Below are 24,538 nucleotides of genomic sequence, written 5' to 3' on the forward strand. Positions count from 1 at the left end.
GTCCGCGTGGCGGAGAGGCTGATGGGCATGGACCTCGCTCCCCTGCGCTGGCTCGTGCGCGGTTCCTTCGCCGCATTCGCCATGTGGACCCTGGCCACTCTGTACCGTCGGCCCACCATGGAAAATGCCTGGAAGGCCGCCACTGCGGTGATGGCGGCCGTGGTTTTCAGCATATCCACCCATATGTGGCCCTGGTTCATGCTGTGGATCCTGGCGCTGGCCGCCCTCGTCCCCGCCTGGTGGTTCTCACGCTGGATCTTCGGCGTCGCGGCGCTGGCCCCTTTCTCGATCGTCCCGTTCTGGCGCTACGAAGTGGGGTTTGACCCCTTCTACACCAAGACACTTCCGGCCCTGCCCCTCTATCTGGGTGCGACCCTCTTCATGGTCTGGATGCTCGACCGCGAGGAGCGCGCCGCGGTCATCGCATGGGCGGCGGCAGTGCCGGGACGCCTGGGCATCACCCGTCCGCACCGGTCATGAAGGAGCGCAAGATGACTGCCGGCCCGGCCGAAACCCTCGTCATGACAAGCCGGGCCTCGGCTCGGCCCGTCCTTGGCAGCGAGCACATGCCACTGCCGACCCCACCGGCAGCCAGAGACCGAAGCCTGGACATCATCCGCGTCTCCGCCCTTGCGTTCATGGTGGCAGGCCATTGGGGGCGCGCGATGCCGGACGCCTACCATCTCGTCAACATCCTGCAATTCGTCTTCGAACTGGCGCCGGTGCTGTTCTTCTTTGCCTTCGGAATGACGCTCGATCGCTTCCTGGCGAAGCCGCTCGGCCGGCGGATCGAGGATCATCTGAAGCTGTTCATCCTGGCGGCCATCCACAGCCTGTATCAACAGAACAACCCCTTCGCCAGCGACTTCTTCATGTTTCTCTTTGCCGCCCGGCTGCTGTTCGATATCACCGCCAGGGTCGGCGCCGCCAACCGGATGCTGATCGGCCTTTTCCTTCTGGCGCTTTGCGGCGCTTGGTTCGCCTTGCCGCTTCCCTTCATCTACGGCCTGTTCGTGCCATCCTTTCCCGGCTGGTTCCCTGTCTTCCCGTGGATCCTCTTCGTCGTTGCGGGGCGGGTGTTCGCCCACCACCGGCACACCCGCCGGACTGCGATCGTCGCCCTTCTGGGCCTCTCGGTGGCGTTGTTCGACATCCTGGTCCTCGGCCACGGGGTGTCGAAATGGCCGCTGTCGCCCGATTACGCGCTGCTCTTCGGCAGTGGGACTGCGGTGAGCATCCTCGTCCTCGACCGTATCCGTTGGCCCACCTTCCTCCCCTGGCGAACCGTGGAGTTGCTGTCCGGCAATCTGCTGCTGGCGACGGCGCTGCATTACATCGCCGTCATCGGGGTAACGGCGGCGCATGGCGCATTGGCTCCGATCCTCGCCCGATCGGTTCCCGCCGGGTACCTGCCGGCGGTGTTCACCCTGGAATATGTCCTGATGGCCGGCATCGCCCTCCTCATCCTGATCGCGCTGGTTCGCATGGCCTTGTCGGCTGGCTCCTGGCTTGACGGCCGCGGCATACTCGGGCTCGCCGACACCCTGTTGCCGGCTATCGCCACGATCGGCATCGTTCTCTATGCCGCCATCCTCCACATCGATTTTCAAATGCGCGACGTCGGACTTCCCCTCCTCTGCACCGTAGCCTTCCTGATGGTCTACAAACGGGCATAGGAAGCTGGGCACAAGGCACCTCCGGCCGCGAGATCACCGACGAGTCGAGATGGACCTGTTCCGCGATGACCATTTCGACCAAGCGCCTGGCAACTTGGCGCGAGCCCGGACGTACCCCCGTCTGACGCACCGTCCCCGGCACGAGCGGAACGCGTGTCGAAACCTCATCCAGAATGCTGGAATGCCGAAGGGCGTCGTTGCCGCCGACGCTCACCACGAGATGGCTGGCATCCGGGGGGAGTTGCCGGACCTGAGCGGCAACGCTCCCGGTGACGCCGCCATCCACCGCCCGCAAGGTCGCCTGCCAGCCCTGCGGCCGATGCCGGTGAATGACATGGCCCTGTCCAGGCATGAAGAACAGCGCCCTGTCGCCTTATGCCGACCGTTCCGCGCCGCCGAGCGGGGCAAGATGGTCCTTCAGGAAGTCGATGAAGCGGGGGTCGGTCGCGTAGGCGATGTTGATCCGCAAGGCCGGCGCGGTCGGCATCCTGGTCGGCAGGAACAGCGTCCCCGGCGCCAGGAAGATGCCGCGCTCCGCGGCGTGCTGCGCCAGATCGACATCGTTGAGATGGTCGGGAAGCTCGCCCCACAGGTAGTAGCTGCCCGAGACGGTCGGCGGCAGCCGGACGCCGATGCGGCCGAGCGCCAGCATCGCCGTTTCGGCATGCTCCTCGATCCGGGTCTTCAGCTTGCGCAGGTGGCGCAGGTAATGCCCGGACGCGATGAAGCCGTAGACGATCCGCTCGACATAATCGGAGGTGCTGACGATGGTCAGCATCTTCACGTCGCACAGCCGGTCGATCAGCGGCCGCTTCGCCGCCACATAGCCGACGCGCAGGCTGGCTGACAGCGTCTTGGAGAAGGTGCCGATGTAGATCACCCGGTCCAGCTGGTCGAGAGCGGCCAGCCGCGGACTGGCGGCAGGCAGCACGTCGGCGAAGGGATCGTCCTCCACCACGTAGAATCCATGCTGGCCGGCGACCTGCAGCAGGCGGTGCGCCACTGCCGGCGTGATGGAACTGCCGGTCGGATTGTGGGCCAGCGACTGGGTGAAGAACAGTTTGGGCTTGTGGGCAGCGGCCTTGGCGGCGAGATCGTCCAGGTCGGGACCGTCCTGGAGGCGCTGCACGCCGACGATGGCGATCCGCGACAGGCGCAGCTTGCCGAACAGCGGGTAATAGCCGGGACTGTCGACGAGAACCGTATCCCCCGGCTCCAGCATCTGGCGGGCGACGAGGTCCAGCGCATGGTTGGCACCCTGGGTCAGCAGAATCTGGTCGGGCGACGCCTTGATCGAGCGTTCCCCCAGCGTCAGCGCCAGCCTCTCCCGAAGCGGCAGGAACCCCCAGGGCGAGCCGTATCCATGTTCCGACGCCAGCCCGCGCGCCGCCGCCATGAAACGCGGGGCGCTGCCGATCTCGAACCGCTCCATCCAGGACGGCGGCGGGCGCCCGTCGCCGATCCGCACCGAGCAGGTCTGGACCAGCTGTTCGCGGAGGAGCGAAACGGAATCCACCGCTTCCGCCACATGGGCGGGCTGCTGTTCGGCCGAAGCGCGGCGGACCCGCGCGACGTAATAGCCGGAGCCCTGCTTGGCTTCCAGATAGCCCAGCGCCACCAGCCGGTCATAGGCTTCCGCCATGGTGTTCTTCGAAACGCCATGTTCGACCGCACCGGCCCGGACCGACAGAAGCCGCTCCCCCGGCTTCAGCAGACCGTCGCCGATCAGGCCGGCGATCTTGTCTACGATGCTGTTCACCCGCGTCATCGTGCAGCCGGCCCTTCCGGTCAGGTGTCCCATTGAAAACGCTGGGACAGTGTCCCGAAGATACCGGCAAACTGTCCCTTGCTCTGTCCCTTTGTATCACTGATCATTCCGCATGCGAACAGCGCCGTCGCGGCTTTTGCCGCGGCATCCTGCTCGCCGTCCCCTCCCCCGCTCCCTCCTCGCAGGCACCGTCATGCGCGGTGCCGGGCGGAGGCCATCCGTTCGAGCGCGGCGATCCGAACGTGACAACCAGGGCGCCGTCCCCAGCCTGCAACGCCCTCACAGACGACAAGGTTCAGGAATGACCAATCCCCATCGCAGCTCCCGCATCTCCGGTTTCCACAAGAAGTCGCCGGCGGAGCGGCTGGCGATCGTCTCCGAATTCGCCGGGCTCGACGCGGCGGCGGCGGCATCGCTGCCCGGCACCGGCAACCTGGATATCGACCTCGCCGACCGGCTGGTCGAGAACGTCATCGGGTCGATGAACATCCCGCTGGGCATTGCGACCAACATGAAGGTCGACGGCGAGGACCTGCTGATCCCGATGGCGACGGAGGAATCGTCGGTGGTCGCCGCGGTCTGCAACGCGGCCCGGCAATGCTACGACGCCGGCGGCTTCACCACCTCGATGTCCGGCACGCTGATGATCGCGCAGATCCAGGCGATCGGCGTCGCCGATCCCCATGCCGCGCGCCTGCGCATCCTCGACCGGCGCGACGAGATCAAGGCGGTGTGCGACGGCTGCGACCCGATCCTGCTGAAGTTCGGCGGCGGTTTCCGCGATGTCGAGGTCCGCGTGCTCGACAGCCAGGGCGGTCCGATGCTGGTGACCCACCTGATCGTCGACACCCGGGATGCCATGGGCGCCAACGCGGTCAACAGCATGGCGGAGAAGCTCGCCCCCCACATCGCCGAATGGACCGGGGGGCGCGTCTATCTGCGCATCCTGTCCAACCTTGCCGACCGCCGTCTGGCGCGGGCGCATGCGGTGTGGCCGCTGGATCAGATCGGCGGCGAGGCGGTGCGCGACGGCATCATCAGCGCCTATCACTTCGCCGACGCCGATCCCTACCGCGCCGCCACCCACAACAAGGGCATCATGAACGGCGTCAGCGCCGTTGTGCTGGCCACCGGCAACGACACCCGCGCCGTGGAGGCCGGCGCCCATGCCTATGCCGCCCGCAACGGCCGTTACGGCAGCCTGACCCGCTTCGAGGTGACGGCAGACGGTCATCTCAGCGGGTCGATCGAGCTGCCGATGGCGGTCGGGCTGATCGGCGGCGCCACCAAGGCCCATCCGACGGCACAGGCCTGCCTGAAGATCCTCGGCGTCACCAGCGCCGAACGTCTGGCCCGCGTCATCGCCGCGGTCGGTCTGGCGCAGAATTTCTCCGCGCTGAAGGCGCTGGCGACCACCGGCATCCAGAAGGGCCACATGGCGCTGCACGCCCAGAACATCGCCATGATGGCGGGTGCGGTCGGCGAGGAGATCGACCGCGTCGCCCGCATCCTGGTGGAACGCGGCACCGTCCGCCAGGACGTCGCCCAAGCGATCCTGGAAGACATGCGGGCAACCGCCCAATAGCCAAGCCACGACAAGCAGGTCCGTAGAAGGGCCCGGCCAGGCAACCGGCAGGGTCGTGACGCTCCACCGCGGCATGACCCCGCCCCCCGATGAAGAGGAAACGCAATGAAGACGGGACAATTGATTGAGGTCTGGGGGGACACGGTCGACAGCGTCCATCTCGGATGGGCGATGGTGATCGGCTGCGCCATCAGCCTCGGCGCCTTTCTGCTGGCCAACCGCATCCTGGCCGGCCTCGTCGCCGCGCCGGAGATGGCGCGCGCCTATTCGATGCTGGTCGGGCTGGCGGGATGCCTAGTGTCCGGCGCAGTGTGCGCCCGCCTGTTCCCGCCCAAGCGGGAGGTCATCGACCGTGCCGCCGATCCTGCTTGGCGGGAGACGCTGATGGCCGAACTGCGATCGGAACCCGGCGGGTTCGGCCGGCTCGCGGACCTTCCCGCGCCGACCGTGGCCGAATTGAAGGAGATGGGGCTCTACGACCTGTTCGCTGCCGAGGAAGCGGCCCAGGATGCCGGAAGGGACGCTGCCGGCCGCAAGGCGGCTCTGCACGGCGTTCCGTCCCAGAGCCCCGATGCCCTTCGCTCCGAACCGGCGGCACGGGAGGCGCGGGCGTGATGGAACTCCTTCTTTCCGACATCCTCTGGGCGGCGGGAATGGGGCTGCTCGGTGCCGTGCTGTTCGCCGCCATCGGGCTGGTGTCCGGCACCGACGAGACCACGACCATTGCGCCGCTGACCCTGCTGGTCGTCCTGCTGGGAGTGCCGCCGGCCGGCGTCTTCACCTTCTTTCTCGCCAGTGCGGTTGCCAAGCACATGACCCACGCGGTGCCGACCGCCCTGCTCGGCATCCCCGGCGACACCATGGCGATCCCGCTGATGCAGCAGGCCGGTGTCCTGCGCAATCTCGGAGTGCCGCACATCGCCCTGCGCAAGATGGTGTCCGGCGCCATCATCGCCGCCTTCGTCTCCGTTCCGCTGGCGGTGCTGTTCGCCGTGCTGCTGGCTCCATTCGGACCGGCCATCACCAAGGCTGCACCCTGGATCTTCGTCGCCGCGGCGGTGATCATCGCCTATTTCTCCGCCGGGCGCTGGGCCTCGGTCGTCGCGCTGTTCCCCTTCGTGCTGGTGATCGTGGCGCTGCAGGGGCTGACCGCAAAGTTCGGCGTGAAGCTGAGCATCAGCTATTTCCTGGGCATCGCCATCGGTCCGCTGGTGGCCGACCTCTTCTCCGTGCTGTCGCCGGTCGACCGCAAGCGGATCGCCCGCGACAAGGTGCGCAGCTTCGCGCTCGCTCCCGACGTCAAGAGTTGGGGCGGCTATTTCCCGAACCCCTTCAAGGTTCTGGATGCCTCCCAACTGCGCTGGACGCTGGGCACCGCCGCCGTCTCCAGCGCCACCTTCGTGTTCAGCCCGGTCGCCATGACCGTTCTGCTCGGCGAGGTGGTGGGCTCGCGCGTCCGCCATGTCTACCATCGCATGACGACGGTGCTGACCGCGCGCAACGGCGTCACGGAATCGACCTACATCGCCGAGGCGCTGATCCCGCTGATCGCCTTCGGCCTGCCGCTGAGTCCCGTCGCCGCCGGCCCTGCCGCGCCCCTGTTCAACGCGCCGCCACGTTTCACCGTCGATGCCGCGACCGGGCAGGTCAACAACCTGCACAACCTGATGACCAGTTGGGAATTCCTAGGCTACGGCCTGCTGGCGGTCGTCCTGGCTGCGCTGGTCTCCTACCCCTTCGCGATGAATTATGCCCGCAGTGCCGCGGCCCTGGTTGCCCGCCGGCTGAGCCACGAGGCGATCATCGCCACCTTCTCCGGCCTGATCCTCGTCATCGGCGTGTGGGAAGGCGGGCTGATGGGCCTGCTGGTGATCCTGGCGATCGGTCTGGTGGGCGGGCTGCTCTACCGGACGCTGGGCTTCAACACCGGGGTCCAGTTCATGGGCTACTACACCGCCGTCCTTACGGTCCCCGCCCTCACCAAGCTGCTGGGGGTCTGAATCCTGCGGATTTGGCTCAACGGCAGACGCCGGTGCCGGTGCGCTGCACACCATCCCTAATGAGGCATCTCGGAATACACTGTACTAAGTGATGCCTCTTTTCGCGCCAATCCGGACACAAATGAGCATTGGCCCGCCAGGGACATTCAGACAATCCTGTTATAATCGATGCCGCGGCCGCCAGGATCAAACATCCGGCTTCCGCGGCAATCCTCTTTGAGCCGCTCCCGGAACTCGGCCCTCTTTTCGTGTGAGGCGGAATGAGACATCTGGCTCGATTTCTATTCGCGCTTGTCCTCGTTTGCCAATCCGGATGGGCTTCGTCTGCGGAAATGACCCGCGCGGACAAGGCTCTCTGGTTGAACCTGGGGGTCGGCGCGGTGGCATTGGGCTGGGGCACATGGTCATGGGATTGGGGCTCGGGCGGTCCCAGATTTCAGGATGAGGGTTGGTTCGGCCGCACCACCGGCGAGGGCGGCGCCGACAAGCTGGGCCATGCCTGGTCGGGCTATGCGCTGAGCCACCTGTTCGCCCACAGCTACGAGCGGTTCGGCTATGGACGGACGGACGCGGCCCGCTACGGAGCCTTCTCGTCCCTCGGCGTCATGACGGCGATCGAGATCGGAGACGCTTTCAGCGACGATTACGGCTTCTCCTACCAGGACATGCTGTTCAACACGGCCGGGGCGGCGCTCGGCTATGCATTGTGGGAGTATCCCGAGATCAAACGGAAATTCGACTTCCGCGCCGAATACGATCCATTCCCCCGCGGCAAGCGGCAGTTCGACGTAACCACCGACTACCAGCGCCTGAAGTACCTTATCGCCGTCAAGGCCGATGGGTTCGAAGCGGTCACCGACCCGCTGCTGCGCCATCTGGAACTCCACGTCGGCTACTACGCCCGCAACTATGACAGCTATTCCGGCACGGCTGCCTCCGACCGACGCGAACGGCACTTCTACATCGGTGTCGGGCTCAATCTGACCAAACTCCTGTCCCCCTATGTCGACACCGGTGGCGTTTTGAACTACGTCCAGGCGCCATACAGCTATGTCAGCGTAGATCGCAACTTCGACCGCCGCTGATCGCACCTGATGACCATCGGCGAGCGGATCATACGGCAACCATCTCCATCAACCGGGCACGGTCGGCGGACGAGGCCGCTTCGCCCTGAAGCGTGATGCGTCCCCGTTCCACCGCGTAGAACCGGTCAGCGACGTCCAGCGCACGGTGGATGTTCTGCTCCACCAGCAGGATGGTCAGTCCCGCCCGCTTCAGCTCCGTGATGATCCCGAAGATCTCGTCGACGATCATCGGGGCCAGACCTTCCGTCGGCTCGTCGATCAGCAGCAGCTTGGCGGTGCCCACCATCACGCGGGCCATCGCCAGCATCTGCTGTTCGCCGCCGGACAGCGTGGTGCCGAGCTGCCGCCGCCGTTCGGCCAGCCGCGGAAAGCGGGCGAAGGCCTGTCCGATCGCCCGCTCGTTGTCCTGACGGGCGCGGCCGGGACATTGGTGCAGCCCCAGCCGCAAATTCTCCTCGACGCTGAGACCGGGGAAGATGCGGCGATCCTCCGGCACCAGCCCGAGCCCAAGGCGGGCGATCGCGTCGGGGGTCTGCCCGGCCAGATCAGCGCCGCCGAACCGGATCGTCCCGGAACTGGCCGGCACCCAGCCGGCGATGGACTTCAGGATGGTGGTCTTGCCGACGCCGTTGCGGCCGAACAGCCCGACCACCTCGCCTGGACCGGCCTGCAGGGACACCCCTTGCAGGACGTGGCTGAGGCCGTAATGCGCGTGCAGATTCTCGATGGAAAGCATGGGTTTCACCCGTGTCCGAAATAGGCGGCCTGTACGGCGGGATCGGCGCGCACCGCGGCCGGCGGTCCCTCGGCGATCTTCCGGCCCTGGGCCATCACGACGACATGGTCCGACAGGCTCATCACCAGCCCGATATCGTGTTCGATCAGCAGCACGGTCAGGTCGCCGGCCAGCGAGCGGATCAGGGCGCCGGTGTCGGCCGTGTCGCCGTGGCTCATGCCCTGGGTCGGCTCGTCCAGCAGCAGCACCCGCGGTTCGGCGGCCAGCGCCACCGCGATCTCCAGCCGCCGCTGCTCGCCGTGCGACAGGTTGCCGGCAAGCTCCCCCGCCTTCGCCGACAGGCCGAACCGTTCCAGCAGCGCTTCCGCCTTGGACAGCGCCCGGCGGCTGTGGCCGACCGGACGCAGCGCGTGCCAGGGCCGTTCCAACACCTGTGCCGCGATCCGCAGGTTTTCCAGGACCGGCAGTTCGAAGAACAGGTTGGTGATCTGGAAGGACCGGGCCAGCCCGGCGGCGAGCAGCCGGTCGGGCGAGTACCCGGTGACGTCGGCGCCGTCCAGCGTCACCCGGCCGCCGGTGGGGCGGATGGCGCCGCTGATCAGGTTGAACAACGTGCTCTTGCCCGCCCCGTTGGGACCGATGACCGAGGTGATCCGTCCGGCGGCTGCCTCGAAGCCGACGCCCGCCACCGCCTGGAGCCCGCCGAAATTCACCGACAGGCCGTGCACGCCCAGCGCGCACGCTCCGCGCGCACCGGCCGCCGCGGTCTTGAGGGGGGATGCCATCATGGCGTCGACCTCCCCTGCCCATTGCGGCGGCTGAGGCGGGCCAGCAGGGCGCCGACCAACCCTTTGCGCAGGAAAATGACGGACAGCATGAAGATGACCCCCACGACGATCAGGTGATGCTCGGTCCAGGAACCGACGACGGAGCGCAGGGCGGTCAGCAGCAGGCTGCCCACCACCGGCCCGACCAGCGTGCCGACGCCGCCGACGATGACGGTGATGACGGCATTGCCGGAGGTCTCGAAGAACATCAGTTCCGGCGAGACGAAGCCGCGCAGCATCGGGTAGAGCGCCCCCGCCAGCGCCGCGACGCAGGCGGCCAGCACATAGACCGCCAACTTGTAGCGCCAGGCGTTGAATCCCAGGAACGGCACGCGCCTCTCGTTGGCGCGGATGGCGGCCAGGGTCCGGCCGAAGGGCGCGTCCATCAGATAGGCCAGTCCGGCATAAGCCGCGACGGTCAGGGCCAGCACCAGCAGGAAGAAGGACAGCGGGTCGGCGGTGTCGAGGCTGAACGGTCCGAAGCCGACCTGGATCTGCGGGATGCCGATCAGCCCGTCCGAGGCGCCCAGCGCATGGGTGTTGTAGACGGACTTGGCCGCGACCTGGGCCAGCCCGAAGGTGATGAGGGCGAAATAGACGCCCTTCACCCGGTTGGCGATGACGCCGCCGATCAGGCCCGCCAGGACGCCCGACAGCAGGGCCGCCCCCATCGCCAGCCAGAAGCTGGGAGAAACGTCGCGCAGGACGAGTGCGGAGACATAGGCCCCCAGCCCGAAATACAGCGCCTGCCCCAGCGACAGCAGGCCGGTATAGCCCAGCAGCAGGTCGACGCTCATCGCCAGCCCGGCGAAGATCAGCGCCTCGGTCGCCAGACGCAGGTAGAAGCCGTTGCCGGTCGCCCAGGCGACGGCGGCGAAGCCCAATGCCACCGCCAGGAAGGCCAGCGCCAGCCAATGGACCGGAGCCAGACGGGAAAGCCGGGAAGCCGGCCCGGCGCGGCCGGGGTCGGACAGGGTGCGCAACGTGGTGGCCTCATGCATGTCCAAGCCTCCCGAACAGGCCCTGCGGCCGGACCATCAGCACCAGCACCATGATCCCAAACACCAGCGGGTCCGACCAGACCGGCGAGATGTAGAGGCTGGACAGCGCCTGCACCTGAGTCAGCAGCAGGCCGGCGATCACCGCCCCTTGGATCGAGCCCATGCCGCCGACGATCACCACCGTGAAGGCCATCAGGATGAAGTCGCGCCCCATGGTGGGGAACACGGAGTAGATCGGCGCCAGCAGCACGCCGGACAGCGCGGCAAGGGCGACGCCGAAGGCAAAGGTGCCGGCATAGACCCGGCGCACCGGCACGCCCAGCGACGAGGCCATGTCCTTGTCGAAGGCGGCCGCCCGCACCATGGCGCCCAGCCCGGTGCGGAAGACCACCAGCCAGACCACAGCGATCAGCGCAAGGCCGAAGCCGATCAGGAACAGGCGGTAGTTCGGCAGGAACATGCCGAGGATCTCGGTGCCGCCCTCGATCGGGTTGTCGGGCCGCAGGGTGTTGGGGCCGTAGACCAGCTTCAGCACATCCTCCAGGATCATCCCCAGCCCGAAGGTCAGCAGCAGAGTCAGGATGTGGCGGTCGCGACTGTGGAAGACCCGCTCGATCAGCCAGCGCTCGGCCAGCCAGCCGATGGGCAGCATCAGCAGCGGCACCAGCACCAGCAGCGCCCAGAAGCCCACCCCCAGCCCGGCCAGGGTCAGCGCCAGGAAGGCGCCCATGGCGTAGAACTCGCCATGGGCCATGTTGATGACGTCCAGCAGCCCGAAGATGATGGTCAGTCCCAGCGCCATCAGGACGACGGCAACCCCGAGCGAGAGACCGTTCAGCGCCTGCGGTGCCAGGACGAATTGCAGATAGTCGATGAGTTCGGCCATGGCCGTCGGCTCCCTGGAAGCGGTTCCTCAGAAGCGGGTGCACTGGTCCGGCCCGATGGCCGCGTCGCCCGGAACGGTGCCGACCACATCGAAGCGGTTGCTGCCGCCGTCCGCCGCGATGCGCACGGCATACATGTCCTGGACCGCCTGATGGTCGCCGGCCCGCATGGTCTTGGTGCCCTGCGGCGTGTTCCAGCTCAGGCCCTCCATCGCCTTGCGCAGCGGGTCGGTGTCGGTGCCGCCGGCCTTCTCCACCGCGGCCTTGAAGAAGCCGATCAGGCCGTAGCTGTCGGCGCCGTAGAGGTCGGGTGCGGTGTCGTAGGCCTTGCGGAAGGCGGCGACGAAGGCCTTGTTCTCGGGCGTGTCGAGTTCCGCCGAATAGCCGACGCCGGTGACGAAGCCGTCGGCCGCCTTGCCGATAGCGCCGATGTTCTGGGCGGTCACGGTGCCCGACGCGCCGACGATGGTCAGGTTGCGCAGCAGCCCGTATTCGCTCATCTGCGTCAGCAGGCGCACGGTGTCGTTGCCGGCGGTGGAGGTGTAGAGCACGCTGGGCCGCGCGGCGCGGAGCTGGCCGAAATACTGCGAGTAATCCTTGCTGCCGAGCGGCGCGAACACCTCGCCGGTCGATTGCGCGCCGGTCTTCTCCGCCGCCGCCTTGAAGGCCGCGACGGTCGAGCGGCCCATTTCGTAGTCGGGGCCGAGATAATAGACCTTGGCCTTCGGCTTGTCCTTGGCCAGCCATTCCGCCAGCGCCGCCGACTGCTGCCCCGCCCGCGCATTCACACGGAAGACGTTGGGCGAGCATTTGTCGGTGGTGATTGCGTCGGAGAAGGAGACGGTGGTGGCAATCAGCCGGCCATTGCGCTCCGCCAACTGCCCGACCGCCAGGGTGGAGCCGGAATTGACCGTGCCGGTCAGGAAATCGACCTTGTTGACCTGGAACAGCTTCTCCGCCTTCTGGGTGGCGACGGCGGGATTGGCCTCCTCGTCCTCGAACAGCAGCTCGATCTGACGCCCCATGATGCCGCCGGCGGCGTTGACCTCCTTCGTCGCCAACTCCAGCCCCCAGCGGACCTGCTGGCCGATCGGCGCATAAGTGCCCGATAGCGGGGTCACCACCCCGATGCGGATCGGATCGGCGGCGGACGCGCCGCCGGCGAGTCCTAGCAGGACGAGCGCGGCGGTGCCGAGAAGCGTTGTCTTGGTCATGATTTTTGGTTCCTCCCTATGGTGTCCGTGCTTTGTTGCCCGTGCTTGGAAGCGTCGGTCAGATCCCCTTGAAGACGGGCTTGCGCTTCTCGTGGAAGGAGGCGACGCCCTCCTTGAAGTCCTCCGAACCGCGCAGGCGGCCGTAGGCCTGCCCCTCGATCTCGATGGCGCCGTCGACCGAGACGTTGTTGCCGCTGTTCAGCACGCCCTTGATCGTGCGCTGGGCCAGCGGCGAGAAGCCGCGCAGCTCGTCGACCAGTGCGGCGACCGTCGCTTCCAGTTCGGCGTCGGCGACGCAGTCGGTGACGAAGCCCCAGTCGGCGGCCTGACGGCCGGAGATGCGCCTCGCCCGCATCACCATGTCCTTGGTGCGGCAGATGCCGATCATGTGCAGCAGGCGGGCCGACCCGCCGGAACCGGGGATCATGCCGATGCGCATCTCCGGCAGGGCGAACTGCGCGGTTTCCGACGCGATGCGGAAATCGCAGGCCAGCGACAGCTCGAAGCCGACGCCGAAGCAATAGCCGCGGACCTGGGCGATCACCGGCTTGCGGCAGCGTTCGGGGGCGGCGATGTTGACGGCCAGTTCGGACACATGTTCCGCCGGCATCTCCATGAAGCCGGCGATGTTGCCGCCGGATGAGAAATTCTCTCCCTCGGCGCGCAGGACGATCACCCGCACCCTGTGATCACGGTCGAGCGCCGCGAACACGGCGGCGAACTGGTCGCGCTGGAGCATGCTGACGATGTTGAAGGGCGGACGATGCAGCACGATGTCGGCGCGCTCCTTCGCCTCATCGATCTCCACGCGGAAACCGTCGAGGTTGGCGAGCAGGCGGTCGGTGCTGTCGAAACGGTAGGGGGTCACGATTGGAAACTCCATGGATGGGACCGGGTTCAGGAGGCGGCCGGGCTGTGTTCGGTTGGGCTGTTTTCGGTTGAGCTTTGTTCGAGCGCGAATTCGCCGGCCTGGAGCTTGCGGCGCAGGATTTTGCCGACCGGCGATTTCGGGATTTCGTCGAGGAAGACGTACTCGCGCGGGCGTTTGAAGTTGGCGAGGCCGGAGGTGCGGCAATGGTCGTCGAGATCCGCCTCCTCGACACCGCGGGCGCGCTTGACGAAGGCGACGACCCGCTGACCCCAGCGCTCGTCGGGCAGGCCCGCGACCGCGACCTCCAGCACGCCGTCATGCAGCGACAGCACGCTTTCGATCTCGACCGGCGAGACGTTCTCGCCGCCGGTGATGATCATGTCGTCGACCCGGCCGGTGACGAAGAGGTCGCCGTCGGCGTCGAGGAAGCCGATGTCGCCGGTGAAGTACCAGCCGGCATGCAGCGCCTTGGCATCGGCGTCCGGCCGCTTCCAATAGCCTTCGAACGCTTCGTCGCCGGACAGATCGGCGGCGATCTGCCCCTCCTCCCCGACGGCGGCCCGCTCGTCGGGATCGAAACTGCCGAGGCGGACGATGCGGATGCGCTGGTTCAGCGCCGCCTTGCCGGCAGACCCCGGCTTGGCCGGCGCGTTCTGGTCGATGGTGAAGGTGTAGATCTCGGACGAACCGTAATGGTTGACGAACAGCTCGGGCCGGAAGGCGGCGTCCAGCCGCTTCAGCAGGCCGTCGGTCATCGACGCCCCGGCAAAGCCCAGCTTGCGCACCGAAGACACGTCGGTTTGCGCGAAATTCGGATCGGCCAGCAGGTCGTGGTACAGCGTCGGCACGAGATAGAGGCAGGTCAGGCGTTCCGCCGCGATCAGCTCCAGCGCGCGGGCCGTATCGAAGCGCGGCAGGCAGACGAAACAGCCGTCGATCAGCGCCATCGCCAGCAGGGACCGTACCCCCATCGTGTGGTAGAGCGGCATCACCCCCAGCGTGCGCTCGCCCCGGCAGTAGCAGTTCTGCGCGACATGGGCGACGGCGGCGGCGCGCTCCGTCCGGTGGCGGCGAGGCACGCCCTTGGGCTTGCCGGTGGTGCCGGAGGTGTAGAGGAACAGCGAGACATCCTCGGCGGTGGCGCGGGGGTGCGCTTGAGCCGGCTCGCTTTCCAGCAGGTCGACGAAGCGGTGGTCGGCGTCGTCGCCACTTCCAACAGCAATGCGGGGCAGTACCCGCGCCGCGGCGGAGTCCCGGACGGCGTCGGCCGATACCTCCTGATAGAACAGGACGCGCACGTCGGCGTTGGGCAGGCAATAGTCCAGCTCGTCGGCCTTCACCCGCCAGTTCAGCGGCACGACCGCGATGCCGGCCAGCTGGCAGGCCCAATGGAGGGTCGCCATCTCCCAGCTGTTCTGCAACGCGGTGGCGATGCGGTCGCCGGGATGCAGGCCGAGCCGGTCGAAGGCGCCGACCAGCCGGCGGATGCGCTCCAGCCATTGCGCGTAGGTCAGCCGCAGGTCGCCGTCGACGATAGCGAGCGCGTCGGGGCTGCGCTCCGCGCTGGCCAGGATGCTGCGGCCGAGGTCAAACATGGGCGGCCTCCTTCATCGTCCGGCCGGTAACGTCCATCACGGCGCGGACGATGCCGGCATAGCCGGTGCAGCGGCAAAGATGGCCGCTCAGCATGTCGCGTAGCTCCTCTTCGGTTGGCTTGGGATTGCGGCCCAGGTAGTCGGTCAGCGACATCAGGATGCCGGCCGTGCAGAAGCCGCATTGCAGGGCGTGGTGCCGGCGGAACGCCTCCTGAAGCGCGGTCATCCGCCCCTCGTTGGCCTGCGCCAGCCCTTCGACGGTGTCGATACGGCGGCCATCGGCCTGCACCGCCAGCATCAGGCAGGCGCGGGCGGCCACGCCGTCGATGCGGACGGTACAGGCGCCGCAGACGCCATGCTCGCAGCCGACGCGGGTGCCGTGGGCGCCCAACTCGTGGCGCAGGAAATCGCTCAGCAGCAGGCGCGGATGTGCATGGCCGGTGCGCGGCGTGCCGTTCAGGACGATGGAGACGGCGTGGCGCGTCTCCGCCGTCAGCGGCGATGTGGAGTTCAGCGGCGGCATGACAGGGCTTCCTCAAGGACGGTGCGGCCGATCCGGCGGACGAGGTCGCGGCGGTAGCGCGCGGTGGCATGCTGGTCGTCGTCGCCGCCGAGATCCCAGGCGAAGGCGTTCAGCGCCTCGTCGAGATCCGGTGGCAGACCGCCGGCAACCAGCGGCCAGGACCGCAGGGCCGGCCGGTCAGCCACCCCTCCGACGGCGAGGCTGGCGGACTGTCCATCCACGGTGGCAGCGCAGGCGGTGATGGCGAAATCGCCGTGCCGCATCGACTGCTCGCGGAAGGCGTGGCCGCTGCCCGGCCGGGCAAGCGGAAAGCGGACGCATTCGACGATCTCGTCCACCGCCTTCACCGTGGTCAGCGGCCCCAGGAAGAAATCGGCGGCGGCGACGGTCCGGCGGCGGCGCAGGTTGCGCAGCACCACCTCGCCACCCGTGGCAATCAGACAGAGCGGCGTCTCGGCGCTGGGATCGGCATGGGCGACGGAGCCGCAGAGCGTGCCGCGGTTGCGGGTCTGGAAATGGCCGACCCACGGCAGGGCGGCGGCCAGCAGCGGCACCTCCTGCGCCAGGGTCGGGCGGGCCAGCACCTCGGCCTGGGTAACGGCGGCGCCGACGGTCAGCCAGCCGTCCTCGGCCCGCAGCATGCGCAGTTCCTCCAGCCGGCCGAGGTCGATCAGCAGGCGCGGCTGGACCAGCCGCATGTTCAGCATCGGCATCAGCGACTGGCCGCCGGCAATCACGCGGGCGTCCTCGCCCCCCGCCGCCAGCGCTGCCAGCGCGTCGGCGACGGTCGCCGGCCGCAGATAGTCGAAAGACGCGGGTTTCATCGGGCGACCCCCAGAAGGCGCAGCAGACGCGCCAGAAGTGACGGGCGTTCGGCCGGGGCAGCAGCGCCGCCGGCACGGGCGACCAGCTTTTCGAAGAACTGGCCGATCAGCAGGCGCGACGCGCTGTCGAGCATCCGTCCGCCGACCGCGGCGACCTTGCCGCCGACCGACGCGCCGTAGCGGTAGGTGACGCGCGTGCCGGTGGGCGTGCGTTCCAGCGTGACATGTCCCGTGCCGCTGCCCGATCCCAGCGCGCTGGTGCCGCTGCCGGTCAGGGTCAGCGCGTTGGGCGGGTCGAGGTCGGACAAGGCGACCTCCGCGGTATAACGGCCGCGCACTGGTCCGATTCCGACCACCACCTCCGCCCGGTAGGCGTTGGGACCGACGAGCTCCAACGCCTCGCAGCCGGGCAGCAGCGCCGCCAACTCCATGGGATCGAGCAGAATGGCCCAGACCTGTTCCGGCGTGGCCGGCACTTCGCGGCTGCCTTCACCGGTCAGGCCGCGCCCGGCCGGAGTGGTGATCGGCGGCGGATTTTCTCCGGAACCGGCGGTAGAGGCCGGACGCGGCGGCTCCGGCGGATGGATCAGCGCCGCCAGCTTGGCCGGGGTGATCGGCAAGGACGGCACCTCATCAACAGCTATGCCGGACAGGGCGTCCGCCACCGCGTTGGCGAGGCAGACCGGGGTGCTCATGCAGTTGCCCTCCCCCACCCCCTTGGCGCCGAGCGGCGTCACCGGCGACGGGCTTTCGCGATGGAGGATGACGGGGACCGGCACCTCGCAGGCGGTCGGCACCAGATAATCGGCGAAGGTGCCGGACAGGAACCGGCCATCGTCGCCGTAGGCGTACTCTTCGTAAAGCGCAGTGCCGACGGCATGGGCGAAGCCGCCCAGAATCTGGCCCTCCACCAGCAGCGGGTTCAGCAGCCTGCCGGCGTCGTGCATGGTGACGTAACGGTCGATCCGCAGCGCCCCCGTCGTCCGGTCGATCTCGACCCCGCAGAAATCGAAGATGAAGCCGTAGCAGGCGGAACTGTTGATGTGGTCGGCATCGGTCGGCGCCTTCAGCGGCTCCGGTGTCCAGAAGGCGGTCTCGCGCAGAGCCGCCTCCTGCCCGTCCGGCAACATGCCTGGCGCCCAATGGCCGGCGGCGGCGACGCGGGAGAAGGACAGGCTGTTGTCGGGATTGGCGTCGGAGAACACCTTGCCGGCAGCAAACCGCACATCGTCGGCCCGGCAGTTGAGCTGCCCGGCGACCAGCGCCGCCATGCGGCCGCGCAGCCGGGTCGCCGCCACCTGCGCCGCACCCGCCACCGCCCCGGCGAAGCGGCTGGAATAGTTGCCCGACGCGATCGACCAAGCATCCTTGCCGGTGTCGAGGTCGGTGTTGACCCGGATGTCCTCGAAGCGCAGGCCGAAAACGTCGGCGACCACCTGGGCCAGCACGGTGCGGTGCCCCTGCCCCTGCGGGGCGGAGGCCACCGTCACCGACACGCCGCCGGTGGGATCGACCGCGACGCTGGCGGTCGCCTGCGCGCCGTTCTTCGGCCCGGCCTTGCGCCGCTCCTCGGCGGTCAGGACGGTGGTGATGTAGCCCATGTTGGAGATCGACGGCTCGACCACCGCGGCGTAGCCGATGCCATAGAGCCGCCCCTCCGCCCGCAGCGCGTCGCGCCGCGCCTTCAGCGCGTCGAGCGCACCCTCGCGCACCGCCTGTTCCAGCGTCGCACGGTAGTCGCCGCTGTCGAGCGTCCCGCCCGACGCGGTGCGGTAGGGCATGGCCTCGGCCGCCACCAAATTGCGGCGGATGATGTCCAGCGGATCGAGCCCCAGCTCCGCCGCCACCCGGTTCATCAGCCGCTCCAGCCCGTAATAGAGCTGCCCGCCGCCGAAGCCGCGGTTGAGGCCGGTCGGCGTCTTGTTGGTGACGACGATGCGGTTGGTCACCGCCAGATCGGGAATATCGTAGGCGCCGGTCAGGTTGCCGTGGTTGCGGTAGAGCGAGGCCGGTTCCGGCGCCCGCAGATAGGCGCCGCAATCCTCGGTCTGCTCCATCCGCAGAGCCAGCACCCGGCCGTCCGGCTCAACCGCCGCGTCGATGCGCATGCGGCGCGCGGTGGCGGAGGTGGCGGCCATCAGATGCTCCAGCCGATCCTCCACCCATTTGACCGGACGCCCGGCGACGCGGGCGCACAGCCCCATCAGCACGACATAGGGGAACACCGCCTGCTTGTTGCCGAAGCTGCCGCCGGAATGGGGTGGCGTCTTCAGCCGCAGCCGCGATCCCGGCACGTTCAGCGCACGGGCCATCACCGGATGGACGGCGAAGGGGCCGGAGAAGTTCGACAGCACCTCGTAGGAATCCTCGGCGGCGTCGTAGTCGGCCAGCACGACGAAGCATTCCATCGGGGTGCAGGAATTGCGGGGATACTCGACCTCGACCGACACGGTGCGGGCGGCACGGGCGAAGGCGGCCTCGGGATTGCCGTAACGGAAGCTGCGGCTGTTGACGAGGTTGGAGCCGACCGCCGGATGCAGCGGCTCCGATCCCTCCTCCAGCGCCTGGGTGATCGAGGTCACAGGCGGCAACGGGCGATAGCGCACCTCGATCCGGTCGAGCGCGTCCTCGGCCTGATAGCGGCTGTCGGCCAGCACCACCGCCACCGGTTCGCCGACATGGCGCACGCGGTCGATGGCGAGGCACCAATGCTCCATCGGCGCACGGATGCCGACTAGGAAGGCGCTGGCAAGGCGCTTGGCGTCCGCCCCGGTCACCACGGCGGCGACGCCGGGAACCGTCAGGGCGGCGGCTGTGTCGATGCCCAGCAGATCGGCATGGGCGTGGGGCGAACGCAGGATCGCCGCGTGCAGGGTGCCGGGCTTCACCGGCAGATCGTCGGCATAGCGGGCGACGCCGGTCAGCAGCGCCGCATCCTCCACCCGCGGCATCGCGCGGCCGACGAACGGGGCCGCCGCGGACTGCGCCGGATCGCCTTCAAGTTCAATGGTCCGCGTGGCGGTCTGCGTGGCGGTCATCGTCATCCTCCCGTTACCGGAGGAGACTAGACCGTTCGCCAAGCAAAGCTTTTACCGTGGAGTGTCGCGATTTACCCTAGAGTCTCATTTTCGCGCGTCTCATTTTCGCACGTCTCATTTTCACGCATGCCCGGCCTCGGGCGGCCTCCCGGCGGGTCGGTCCACCAGATTGACGACACGGCGGTATTCGGTGGGCGTCACGCCCTGGTGGTTGCGGAAGAAGCGGCTGAAATGGCTGGGCGCCGAGAAGCCGAGCCGGCCGGACACCTCGGTCGCGCTTTCCAGCCCGGCGGCCATGGCGTCGATCGCCGCCTCCATCCGCAGGACGTTGAAATAGAGCGCCGGGGTGATCGCCATCGTCTGCTGGAACAGCCGGAACATGTGGGCGCGCGACAGTCCGGCGGCGGCGGCAACCCGGCCGGCGTCGAAGTCCTCGCCCAGGGTCCCCCGCATGAAACGGATGGCCTGACGGATGCGAAAGTCGCCGGCCGCCGGGGCGGCACAGCGCGCGCCGCCCAGCCTCCGCCATTCGGAGAAGCGGTCGATGATGGCGATCATCAGGTCGAACAGCGCCTCCTCCATCCGTTCGCCCGACGGGTCGTCATACAGCAGTTCCGCCGCCATACGGTCGGCCAGCCGGCGGATGTACGGCGTCAGCTCGCCGCAGGACTGCGCGAAGAAGCCGGGATTGCCGCTGGCGTTGAGTTCCCGCTGCATGGCGCCGAGCCAGCGCGGCTCGATGTACAGCGCCAGGATCACGGTGCGCGGGGCGCCCGGCTGATGGGCGTAGGAATGGGCCTCCCAGCTGTTGACCAGCACCGCGGTGTCGTCGCGAAGCGGGTAGAGCCGGTCCCCCACCGCAAAGCGCGTGTCGGCGCCGGACGCCTTGATCAGCACATGGCAATGGGGATGCGCGTGGTGAATCAGCGCATTGTCCATGTCCAGCAGGGCGACGCGGCCGAAGCCTCCCTGATGGATGCGCATCGCTTTCGACATGGCCCGTCCCTTTCAACACGCCCGCGGCCATCGGCCACCGGGACGCTCTTCGACCATTTGTTTGACAAGCTAATCGTCAATGCGCGCCTTTACCAGATCCATCGGACAGGAACCGTTGGACTTGCGGCTGCCGGCAGCGCCACAAAAGGCAGCATCAAATGATCACGAGGGCGCCCCGCCGTTTAAGGGACCTTCAACAAGCTACGGACACACTTGCCGAACATCCCCAGGAACGGCGGGACACGCCAAAGTAGCCCACGCCCCCGGTGTGCGCGATTAGGGCTTACCCTGCGTCAGGAAGCCCGGCGGAGTGGGCCGGACGGACGTCGTCATGAGGCCGAGGACGGGGCTCAACAGCCCGCTCTTTCCGGCAGCCCGGCGACGGGTGGAGCGGGCGCACAGGATTTTGCCGCGCCCTGTCCCGCAGCGCCGTCAGCGGGCGGTGCGGTGCGGATGCCTATTCCGCTCAGGTCATAGCCGGTCCAGGCAAGATGGCCCGGCGACATCAGCAGCGGAGCCCAGATCACCGCCGACAGGACGTTGAAGGTCTGAAATTTCCGATGGGGCATCGCCATCATGCCGGCCGTCGTCGGCACCACCGCGCGCAACGGGCCGATGAAGCGCGCCAGGAACACGCTCTTGCTTCCATGGCGCTGGAAGAAGGTTTCGCCACGGCGGCGCAGTTCGGGCTGCCTGCTTAACGGCCATATCCGGAACATGCGCTCGCCATAGCGGCGGCCCAGCCAATAGGAGGTCGCGTCCCCCAGGATGGCACCACCCGTGATCGCCAGATAGACCGACCAGAAATCGAGAACGCCCGCGCCTACGAGCGCGCCGGCCGCGGTCAGCATGACGACGCCGGGAATGAGAAGCCCGACGAGCGTCAGCCCCTCTGCAAACGCCATCAGGAAGATGATGGCTTCCGCCCAGTCCGCATGCGTTTCGATGAAGGCGGCGACAGCGGCCCCCTGGGCTGCGAAATCCGGCAGTCCCGTCAGCAAGGTGTTTGCGCCCGCGTCGTCTCGATCCTCGCAGGACGCTGGCTGACGACGAGCCGTCGATGCAGGTCGGTCATGAGAAGCGCCACGTCCTTTTCCAAGTCCTTTTCCAAGTCGGTGAAGCTGCCGAAGTTCCAAAACGCGATCATGCCCGGTTTATCGCATGCGGGGCAATCGAAGCAAGCGGCGGCCGCGCATCGGGCACGGCCGCCACCCACACTGGTCAGGCCGCCTTGAAGGCGCGCTGATTGACCTCGCCCTCGGCAAGCTGGGTCAGCTTCTCGTCCGTCGCCTTCTCCTCGCTGAGAGTCTCATCGAGCAGCTTGGCGATGTCCGTCATTCCGCACGTCTCCGCCAAAGTCCTGAGGGAGCCGTAGCTGGCAATCTCGTAATGCTCAACCTTTTGGGCGGCCATGATCAGGGCGACATCGAGAACCTCCGGCGAAAGGCCCTGGTCCATAATCTCCTCGGCTTCCTCGATCAGACCCTGGGTCGCTTCGCAGGTGTTGCCCGCCGGATCGGCCTGGAGGATCTGGAAGATTCGCTCCAGCCGCTTGACCTGCCCATCGGTCTCCTGGAGATGGGTCTGGAACGCCTGCTTCAACTGAGGAGACGAGGCCGCTTCCGCCATCGCGGGCAGCGCCTCGAGGATCTGGGTCTCGGAACTGTATGCGTCCTGAAGCTCCTCGATGAGGAGATCCTTCAATGCTTCCTTGGACATGCTGGTGCTCCTGACTGCTGATTCCGGTGAGTGCGGTTGGCAAGGGCGCCATAGCCTCAACAGGGGAGCGGCACATTCAATGCGGGCCCCCTCGAATTGGCTGTCGGCAGGGCTAGGATGCGGCACGCCCGCTCGCCCCACCGCCCTCAATCCGGCGGGTCCAGCCGTCGTAACGCAGGGTCTCACCCGGCAGTTTTCCGCAATTTACCGCCAAAGCCGGCGGATTGCCGGATACCGCCCGCCGCACAGCCGGTACAGGCTGATGGACGGACTGTGGGTGAAACGCACGGAAGGGAAAGACGCAGGCATGTACCATGACCATGTGCGCCGGGACAGATTGACGAACAAGGCGTGGTTCCTGGGCGTGCTGGCGCTCGCCATCACAGCGGCCGGCATCCTTGGCGGCATCGGGCACACCGGCCTTGCCGCCGCCTTCGCGCCGGTCACCGCGGCCCTGCCGGGCGGCGAAGCGCTGGTGACCGTCTGGGCCGCTCTCGGCCTTGCGCTGATCCTCACGCTGAACGTCCATCTTCTCGGCCGGCTCAGCCTTCGGCTGCAGGTCGCCGCCGTCTGGCTGGAAGTGCTCAGCCTGTTCCTGGTCTTCTTCTACAGTTTCGACCTGTCCTACAGCTTCATCCTGGGCAAGCTGTCGTTCCTGATCACCCAGGGCGTCGCCACGACGCTGTACATCTCGGCGATTTCCATCGCCATCGCCTTCGTGCTGGCCATGGTCGGCGCCATCGCCAGGCTGTCGGACAATGGCTTCGCCATCGCTATCTCGTCCTTCTACACGTCCTTCTTCCGCGGCGTGCCGCTGCTGATCCAGATCTACCTGATCTATCTCGGCATTCCGCAGCTCGGCTACGTCATCGGGGCGATTCCGGCCGGCGTGGCGGCGCTGTCGCTGTGCTACGGCGCCTATATGACGGAGATCTTCCGCGCGGGCATCATGAGCATCCCCAAGGGCCAGTGGGAGGCCGCGCGCGCGCTGGGCTTCGGGCCGATGCACACGCTGGTGCTGATCATCCTGCCGCAATCCCTGCGCCTGATCATCCCGCCGACCGGCAACCAGTTCATCGCCATGCTGAAGGACAGCTCGCTCGTCTCGGTGATCGGCGTGTGGGAATTGATGTTCCTCGCCCGCACCCAGGGCCGCGACGAGTTCCGCCACCTGGAAATGCTGATCACCGCCGCCGCCCTCTATTGGCTGATCTCCATCGTCCTGGAGCAGCTGCAGGCCCGGCTGGAGCGCCGTCTGGCGCGCGGCCACCGCCACTGAGCCGGTCCGCTCTCATCCCAAGAAATCACATCGTCCGAACGCCAAGGCTTCCCCTCACGTCAGGAGACCGTCCATGAGCCTGCTCAAATCCCTGTGCCTCGGCGCCGCCGCCATCGGCGCACTCGCGATTTCCACCGGTGCCGCCACTGCAGGCGCCACGCTGGACCGCATCACGCAGAAAAAGGAGATGGTGGTGGCGACCGCCGCCAACTGGCCGCCGCAATCCTTCATGAACAAGGACAACCAGCTTGACGGTTTCGACGTCGAGGTGGCCAAGGAGATCGCCAAGCGGCTGGGCGCCAAGGCCCGCTTCATCACGCCGGAATGGGGCATCATCACCGCCGGCAACTGGAACGGCCGCTGGGACGTCTCCGTCGGTTCGATGACGCCGACGACCGGGCGGACCCGTGTTCTCGACTTCCCGGCGATCTATTACTACACGCCCTATGTCTTCGCCGTTCACAAGACATCGAAGCTGGACAGCCGCGCGGCGCTGAACGGCAAGACCGTCGGGGTCGAAGGCGGCACGACCTCCGAGGATTACATCAACGGAAAGCTGAAGATCGACGCCGTCGGCGTCCCCGACTTCACGGCCGACGTGAAGCCCGGCAGCGTCAAGACCTACGGCGACAGCGTCGGGCCGCTGGACGACCTGCGGCTAGGCGACGGCGTGCGGGTGGACGCCATCGTCTCCGCCCTGCCGACCGTCGAGGCGGCGGTAAAGCGCGGCTATCCGATCCGCGCCATCAACGACAAACCGGCCTATCACGAGCCGCTGGCCATCGCCATCGACAAGGGTGACGCGGAGCTGAACGCCAAGCTGACGGAGATCGTGGCCGCCCTGAAGGCGGACGGCACGCTGAAGTCGCTGTCGGAGAAATGGTACGGCATCGACTACACCGTCGCCAAATGACGCC

At 67.5% G+C, this 24,538-nt stretch carries 23 protein-coding genes; 8 read left to right on the forward strand and 15 right to left on the reverse strand.

The features are described from left to right. Positions 1-21 precede the first annotated feature (21 nt). Both FZ983_RS26030 and FZ983_RS26035 read left to right on the forward strand, forming a co-directional pair. Positions 22-480, forward strand: a complete 459-nt coding sequence (locus tag FZ983_RS26030; RefSeq protein ID WP_149226853.1) for a hypothetical protein — start codon at positions 22-24, stop codon at positions 478-480. 11 nt (positions 481-491) lie between these two features. Beyond that, positions 492-1,676 (forward strand): hypothetical protein, encoded by a 1,185-nt coding sequence (locus FZ983_RS26035; RefSeq protein ID WP_149226855.1) that lies wholly within the window; start codon positions 492-494, stop codon positions 1,674-1,676. 373 nt (positions 1,677-2,049) lie between these two features. On the opposite strand, the gene FZ983_RS26040 is transcribed toward FZ983_RS26035, so the two are convergent. Beyond that, positions 2,050-3,444: a PLP-dependent aminotransferase family protein gene (locus FZ983_RS26040; protein ID WP_149226999.1), complete on the reverse strand. Its 1,395-nt coding sequence runs from the start codon at positions 3,442-3,444 to the stop codon at positions 2,050-2,052. Between the two features lie 193 nt (positions 3,445-3,637). Between FZ983_RS26040 and FZ983_RS26045 the strand changes: the two genes are divergently transcribed. The 4 genes from FZ983_RS26045 (at position 3,638) to FZ983_RS26060 (ending at position 8,114) form a co-directional block, all read left to right on the forward strand. Further along, positions 3,638-5,029 carry a hydroxymethylglutaryl-CoA reductase, degradative gene (locus FZ983_RS26045; RefSeq protein ID WP_149226857.1) on the forward strand — a complete coding sequence of 464 codons (1,392 nt, stop codon included), beginning with the start codon at positions 3,638-3,640 and terminating at the stop codon, positions 5,027-5,029. A 105-nt stretch (positions 5,030-5,134) separates the two neighbouring features. Then, a complete protein-coding gene (locus tag FZ983_RS26050) occupies positions 5,135-5,644 on the forward strand; it encodes a hypothetical protein (protein WP_211102992.1) in 510 nt (169 codons plus the stop codon). After that, entirely contained in the window at positions 5,644-7,029 is a 1,386-nt protein-coding gene (locus tag FZ983_RS26055; RefSeq protein WP_149226859.1) for a tripartite tricarboxylate transporter permease, read from the forward strand. The genes FZ983_RS26050 and FZ983_RS26055 overlap by 1 nt, the downstream gene beginning before the upstream one ends. Before the next feature lie 332 nt (positions 7,030-7,361). After that, positions 7,362-8,114 (forward strand): DUF2279 domain-containing protein, encoded by a 753-nt coding sequence (locus FZ983_RS26060; RefSeq protein ID WP_188092513.1) that lies wholly within the window; start codon positions 7,362-7,364, stop codon positions 8,112-8,114. 28 nt (positions 8,115-8,142) lie between these two features. Here FZ983_RS26060 and FZ983_RS26065 read toward each other — a convergent pair whose 3' ends face one another. From FZ983_RS26065 to FZ983_RS26125, 14 genes are all read right to left on the reverse strand, one after another. Next, positions 8,143-8,850 carry an ABC transporter ATP-binding protein gene (locus FZ983_RS26065; protein WP_149226864.1) on the reverse strand — a complete coding sequence of 236 codons (708 nt, stop codon included), beginning with the start codon at positions 8,848-8,850 and terminating at the stop codon, positions 8,143-8,145. 5 nt (positions 8,851-8,855) lie between these two features. Then, positions 8,856-9,638, reverse strand: a complete 783-nt coding sequence (locus tag FZ983_RS26070; RefSeq protein WP_247883984.1) for an ABC transporter ATP-binding protein — start codon at positions 9,636-9,638, stop codon at positions 8,856-8,858. Then, positions 9,635-10,678, reverse strand: coding sequence for a branched-chain amino acid ABC transporter permease (locus tag FZ983_RS26075; RefSeq protein WP_149226866.1), 1,044 nt, complete (start codon positions 10,676-10,678; stop codon positions 9,635-9,637). The genes FZ983_RS26070 and FZ983_RS26075 overlap by 4 nt, the downstream gene beginning before the upstream one ends. Beyond that, positions 10,671-11,564, reverse strand: a complete 894-nt coding sequence (locus tag FZ983_RS26080) for a branched-chain amino acid ABC transporter permease (RefSeq protein ID WP_149226868.1) — start codon at positions 11,562-11,564, stop codon at positions 10,671-10,673. Before FZ983_RS26080 ends, FZ983_RS26075 begins: the two co-directional genes overlap by 8 nt. Before the next feature lie 27 nt (positions 11,565-11,591). Further along, positions 11,592-12,776, reverse strand: a complete 1,185-nt coding sequence (locus FZ983_RS26085) for an ABC transporter substrate-binding protein (RefSeq protein WP_149226870.1) — start codon at positions 12,774-12,776, stop codon at positions 11,592-11,594. 58 nt (positions 12,777-12,834) lie between these two features. Beyond that, positions 12,835-13,644: an enoyl-CoA hydratase-related protein gene (locus FZ983_RS26090; RefSeq protein ID WP_247883985.1), complete on the reverse strand. Its 810-nt coding sequence runs from the start codon at positions 13,642-13,644 to the stop codon at positions 12,835-12,837. Between the two features lie 29 nt (positions 13,645-13,673). Next, a complete protein-coding gene (locus FZ983_RS26095) occupies positions 13,674-15,242 on the reverse strand; it encodes an AMP-binding protein (protein ID WP_149226874.1) in 1,569 nt (522 codons plus the stop codon). After that, the gene (locus FZ983_RS26100; protein WP_149226876.1) at positions 15,235-15,765 is read right to left on the reverse strand and encodes a (2Fe-2S)-binding protein; all 531 of its coding nucleotides are present in this window, start codon (positions 15,763-15,765) and stop codon (positions 15,235-15,237) included. Before FZ983_RS26100 ends, FZ983_RS26095 begins: the two co-directional genes overlap by 8 nt. Beyond that, positions 15,753-16,589, reverse strand: coding sequence for an FAD binding domain-containing protein (locus FZ983_RS26105; RefSeq protein WP_149226878.1), 837 nt, complete (start codon positions 16,587-16,589; stop codon positions 15,753-15,755). The genes FZ983_RS26100 and FZ983_RS26105 overlap by 13 nt, the downstream gene beginning before the upstream one ends. Further along, on the reverse strand, positions 16,586-19,627 hold the full coding sequence (locus FZ983_RS26110; protein WP_149226880.1) for a molybdopterin cofactor-binding domain-containing protein: 3,042 nt from the start codon (positions 19,625-19,627) through the stop codon (positions 16,586-16,588). The genes FZ983_RS26105 and FZ983_RS26110 overlap by 4 nt, the downstream gene beginning before the upstream one ends. 120 nt (positions 19,628-19,747) lie before the next feature. Next, entirely contained in the window at positions 19,748-20,623 is an 876-nt protein-coding gene (locus FZ983_RS26115) for an AraC family transcriptional regulator (protein ID WP_149226882.1), read from the reverse strand. A gap of 350 nt (positions 20,624-20,973) precedes the next feature. After that, positions 20,974-21,624, reverse strand: coding sequence for a DedA family protein (locus FZ983_RS26120; RefSeq protein WP_149226884.1), 651 nt, complete (start codon positions 21,622-21,624; stop codon positions 20,974-20,976). Further along, complete coding sequence (locus FZ983_RS34315; protein WP_188092514.1) at positions 21,618-21,770, reverse strand: hypothetical protein; 153 nt, start codon at positions 21,768-21,770, stop codon at positions 21,618-21,620. The genes FZ983_RS26120 and FZ983_RS34315 overlap by 7 nt, the downstream gene beginning before the upstream one ends. A gap of 74 nt (positions 21,771-21,844) precedes the next feature. Then, positions 21,845-22,342, reverse strand: a complete 498-nt coding sequence (locus tag FZ983_RS26125; protein WP_149226886.1) for a ferritin-like domain-containing protein — start codon at positions 22,340-22,342, stop codon at positions 21,845-21,847. A gap of 307 nt (positions 22,343-22,649) precedes the next feature. On the opposite strand from FZ983_RS26125, the gene FZ983_RS26130 reads away from it, so the two are divergent. Then, a complete protein-coding gene (locus FZ983_RS26130) occupies positions 22,650-23,621 on the forward strand; it encodes an amino acid ABC transporter permease (protein WP_149226888.1) in 972 nt (323 codons plus the stop codon). A 73-nt stretch (positions 23,622-23,694) separates the two neighbouring features. Further along, a complete protein-coding gene (locus tag FZ983_RS26135) occupies positions 23,695-24,534 on the forward strand; it encodes a transporter substrate-binding domain-containing protein (protein ID WP_149226890.1) in 840 nt (279 codons plus the stop codon). Positions 24,535-24,538 lie beyond the last annotated feature (4 nt).

Source organism: Azospirillum sp. B21 (genome assembly GCF_008364825.1).
Classification (GTDB): Bacteria; Pseudomonadota; Alphaproteobacteria; order Azospirillales; family Azospirillaceae; genus Azospirillum.

Excerpts from the sequence above, each read along its gene's own strand:
- FZ983_RS26035 (WP_149226855.1), top strand. The coding sequence starts at position 492 with ATGACTGCCGGCCCGGCCGAAACCCTCGTCATGACAAGCCGGGCCTCG.
- FZ983_RS26045 (WP_149226857.1), top strand. The coding sequence starts at position 3,638 with ATGCGCGGTGCCGGGCGGAGGCCATCCGTTCGAGCGCGGCGATCCGAA.
- FZ983_RS26115 (WP_149226882.1), bottom strand. The coding sequence starts at position 20,623 with ATGTCGAAAGCGATGCGCATCCATCAGGGAGGCTTCGGCCGCGTCGCC.
- FZ983_RS26040 (WP_149226999.1), bottom strand. The coding sequence starts at position 3,444 with ATGACGCGGGTGAACAGCATCGTAGACAAGATCGCCGGCCTGATCGGC.
- FZ983_RS26095 (WP_149226874.1), bottom strand. The coding sequence starts at position 15,242 with ATGTTTGACCTCGGCCGCAGCATCCTGGCCAGCGCGGAGCGCAGCCCC.
- FZ983_RS26080 (WP_149226868.1), bottom strand. The coding sequence starts at position 11,564 with ATGGCCGAACTCATCGACTATCTGCAATTCGTCCTGGCACCGCAGGCG.
- FZ983_RS34315 (WP_188092514.1), bottom strand. The coding sequence starts at position 21,770 with ATGATCGCGTTTTGGAACTTCGGCAGCTTCACCGACTTGGAAAAGGAC.
- FZ983_RS26075 (WP_149226866.1), bottom strand. The coding sequence starts at position 10,678 with ATGCATGAGGCCACCACGTTGCGCACCCTGTCCGACCCCGGCCGCGCC.
- FZ983_RS26105 (WP_149226878.1), bottom strand. The coding sequence starts at position 16,589 with ATGAAACCCGCGTCTTTCGACTATCTGCGGCCGGCGACCGTCGCCGAC.
- FZ983_RS26070 (WP_247883984.1), bottom strand. The coding sequence starts at position 9,638 with ATGATGGCATCCCCCCTCAAGACCGCGGCGGCCGGTGCGCGCGGAGCG.
- FZ983_RS26130 (WP_149226888.1), top strand. The coding sequence starts at position 22,650 with ATGTACCATGACCATGTGCGCCGGGACAGATTGACGAACAAGGCGTGG.
- FZ983_RS26030 (WP_149226853.1), top strand. The coding sequence starts at position 22 with ATGGGCATGGACCTCGCTCCCCTGCGCTGGCTCGTGCGCGGTTCCTTC.
- FZ983_RS26135 (WP_149226890.1), top strand. The coding sequence starts at position 23,695 with ATGAGCCTGCTCAAATCCCTGTGCCTCGGCGCCGCCGCCATCGGCGCA.
- FZ983_RS26060 (WP_188092513.1), top strand. The coding sequence starts at position 7,362 with ATGACCCGCGCGGACAAGGCTCTCTGGTTGAACCTGGGGGTCGGCGCG.
- FZ983_RS26055 (WP_149226859.1), top strand. The coding sequence starts at position 5,644 with ATGGAACTCCTTCTTTCCGACATCCTCTGGGCGGCGGGAATGGGGCTG.
- FZ983_RS26050 (WP_211102992.1), top strand. The coding sequence starts at position 5,135 with ATGAAGACGGGACAATTGATTGAGGTCTGGGGGGACACGGTCGACAGC.
- FZ983_RS26065 (WP_149226864.1), bottom strand. The coding sequence starts at position 8,850 with ATGCTTTCCATCGAGAATCTGCACGCGCATTACGGCCTCAGCCACGTC.
- FZ983_RS26125 (WP_149226886.1), bottom strand. The coding sequence starts at position 22,342 with ATGTCCAAGGAAGCATTGAAGGATCTCCTCATCGAGGAGCTTCAGGAC.
- FZ983_RS26100 (WP_149226876.1), bottom strand. The coding sequence starts at position 15,765 with ATGCCGCCGCTGAACTCCACATCGCCGCTGACGGCGGAGACGCGCCAC.
- FZ983_RS26085 (WP_149226870.1), bottom strand. The coding sequence starts at position 12,776 with ATGACCAAGACAACGCTTCTCGGCACCGCCGCGCTCGTCCTGCTAGGA.
- FZ983_RS26110 (WP_149226880.1), bottom strand. The coding sequence starts at position 19,627 with ATGACCGCCACGCAGACCGCCACGCGGACCATTGAACTTGAAGGCGAT.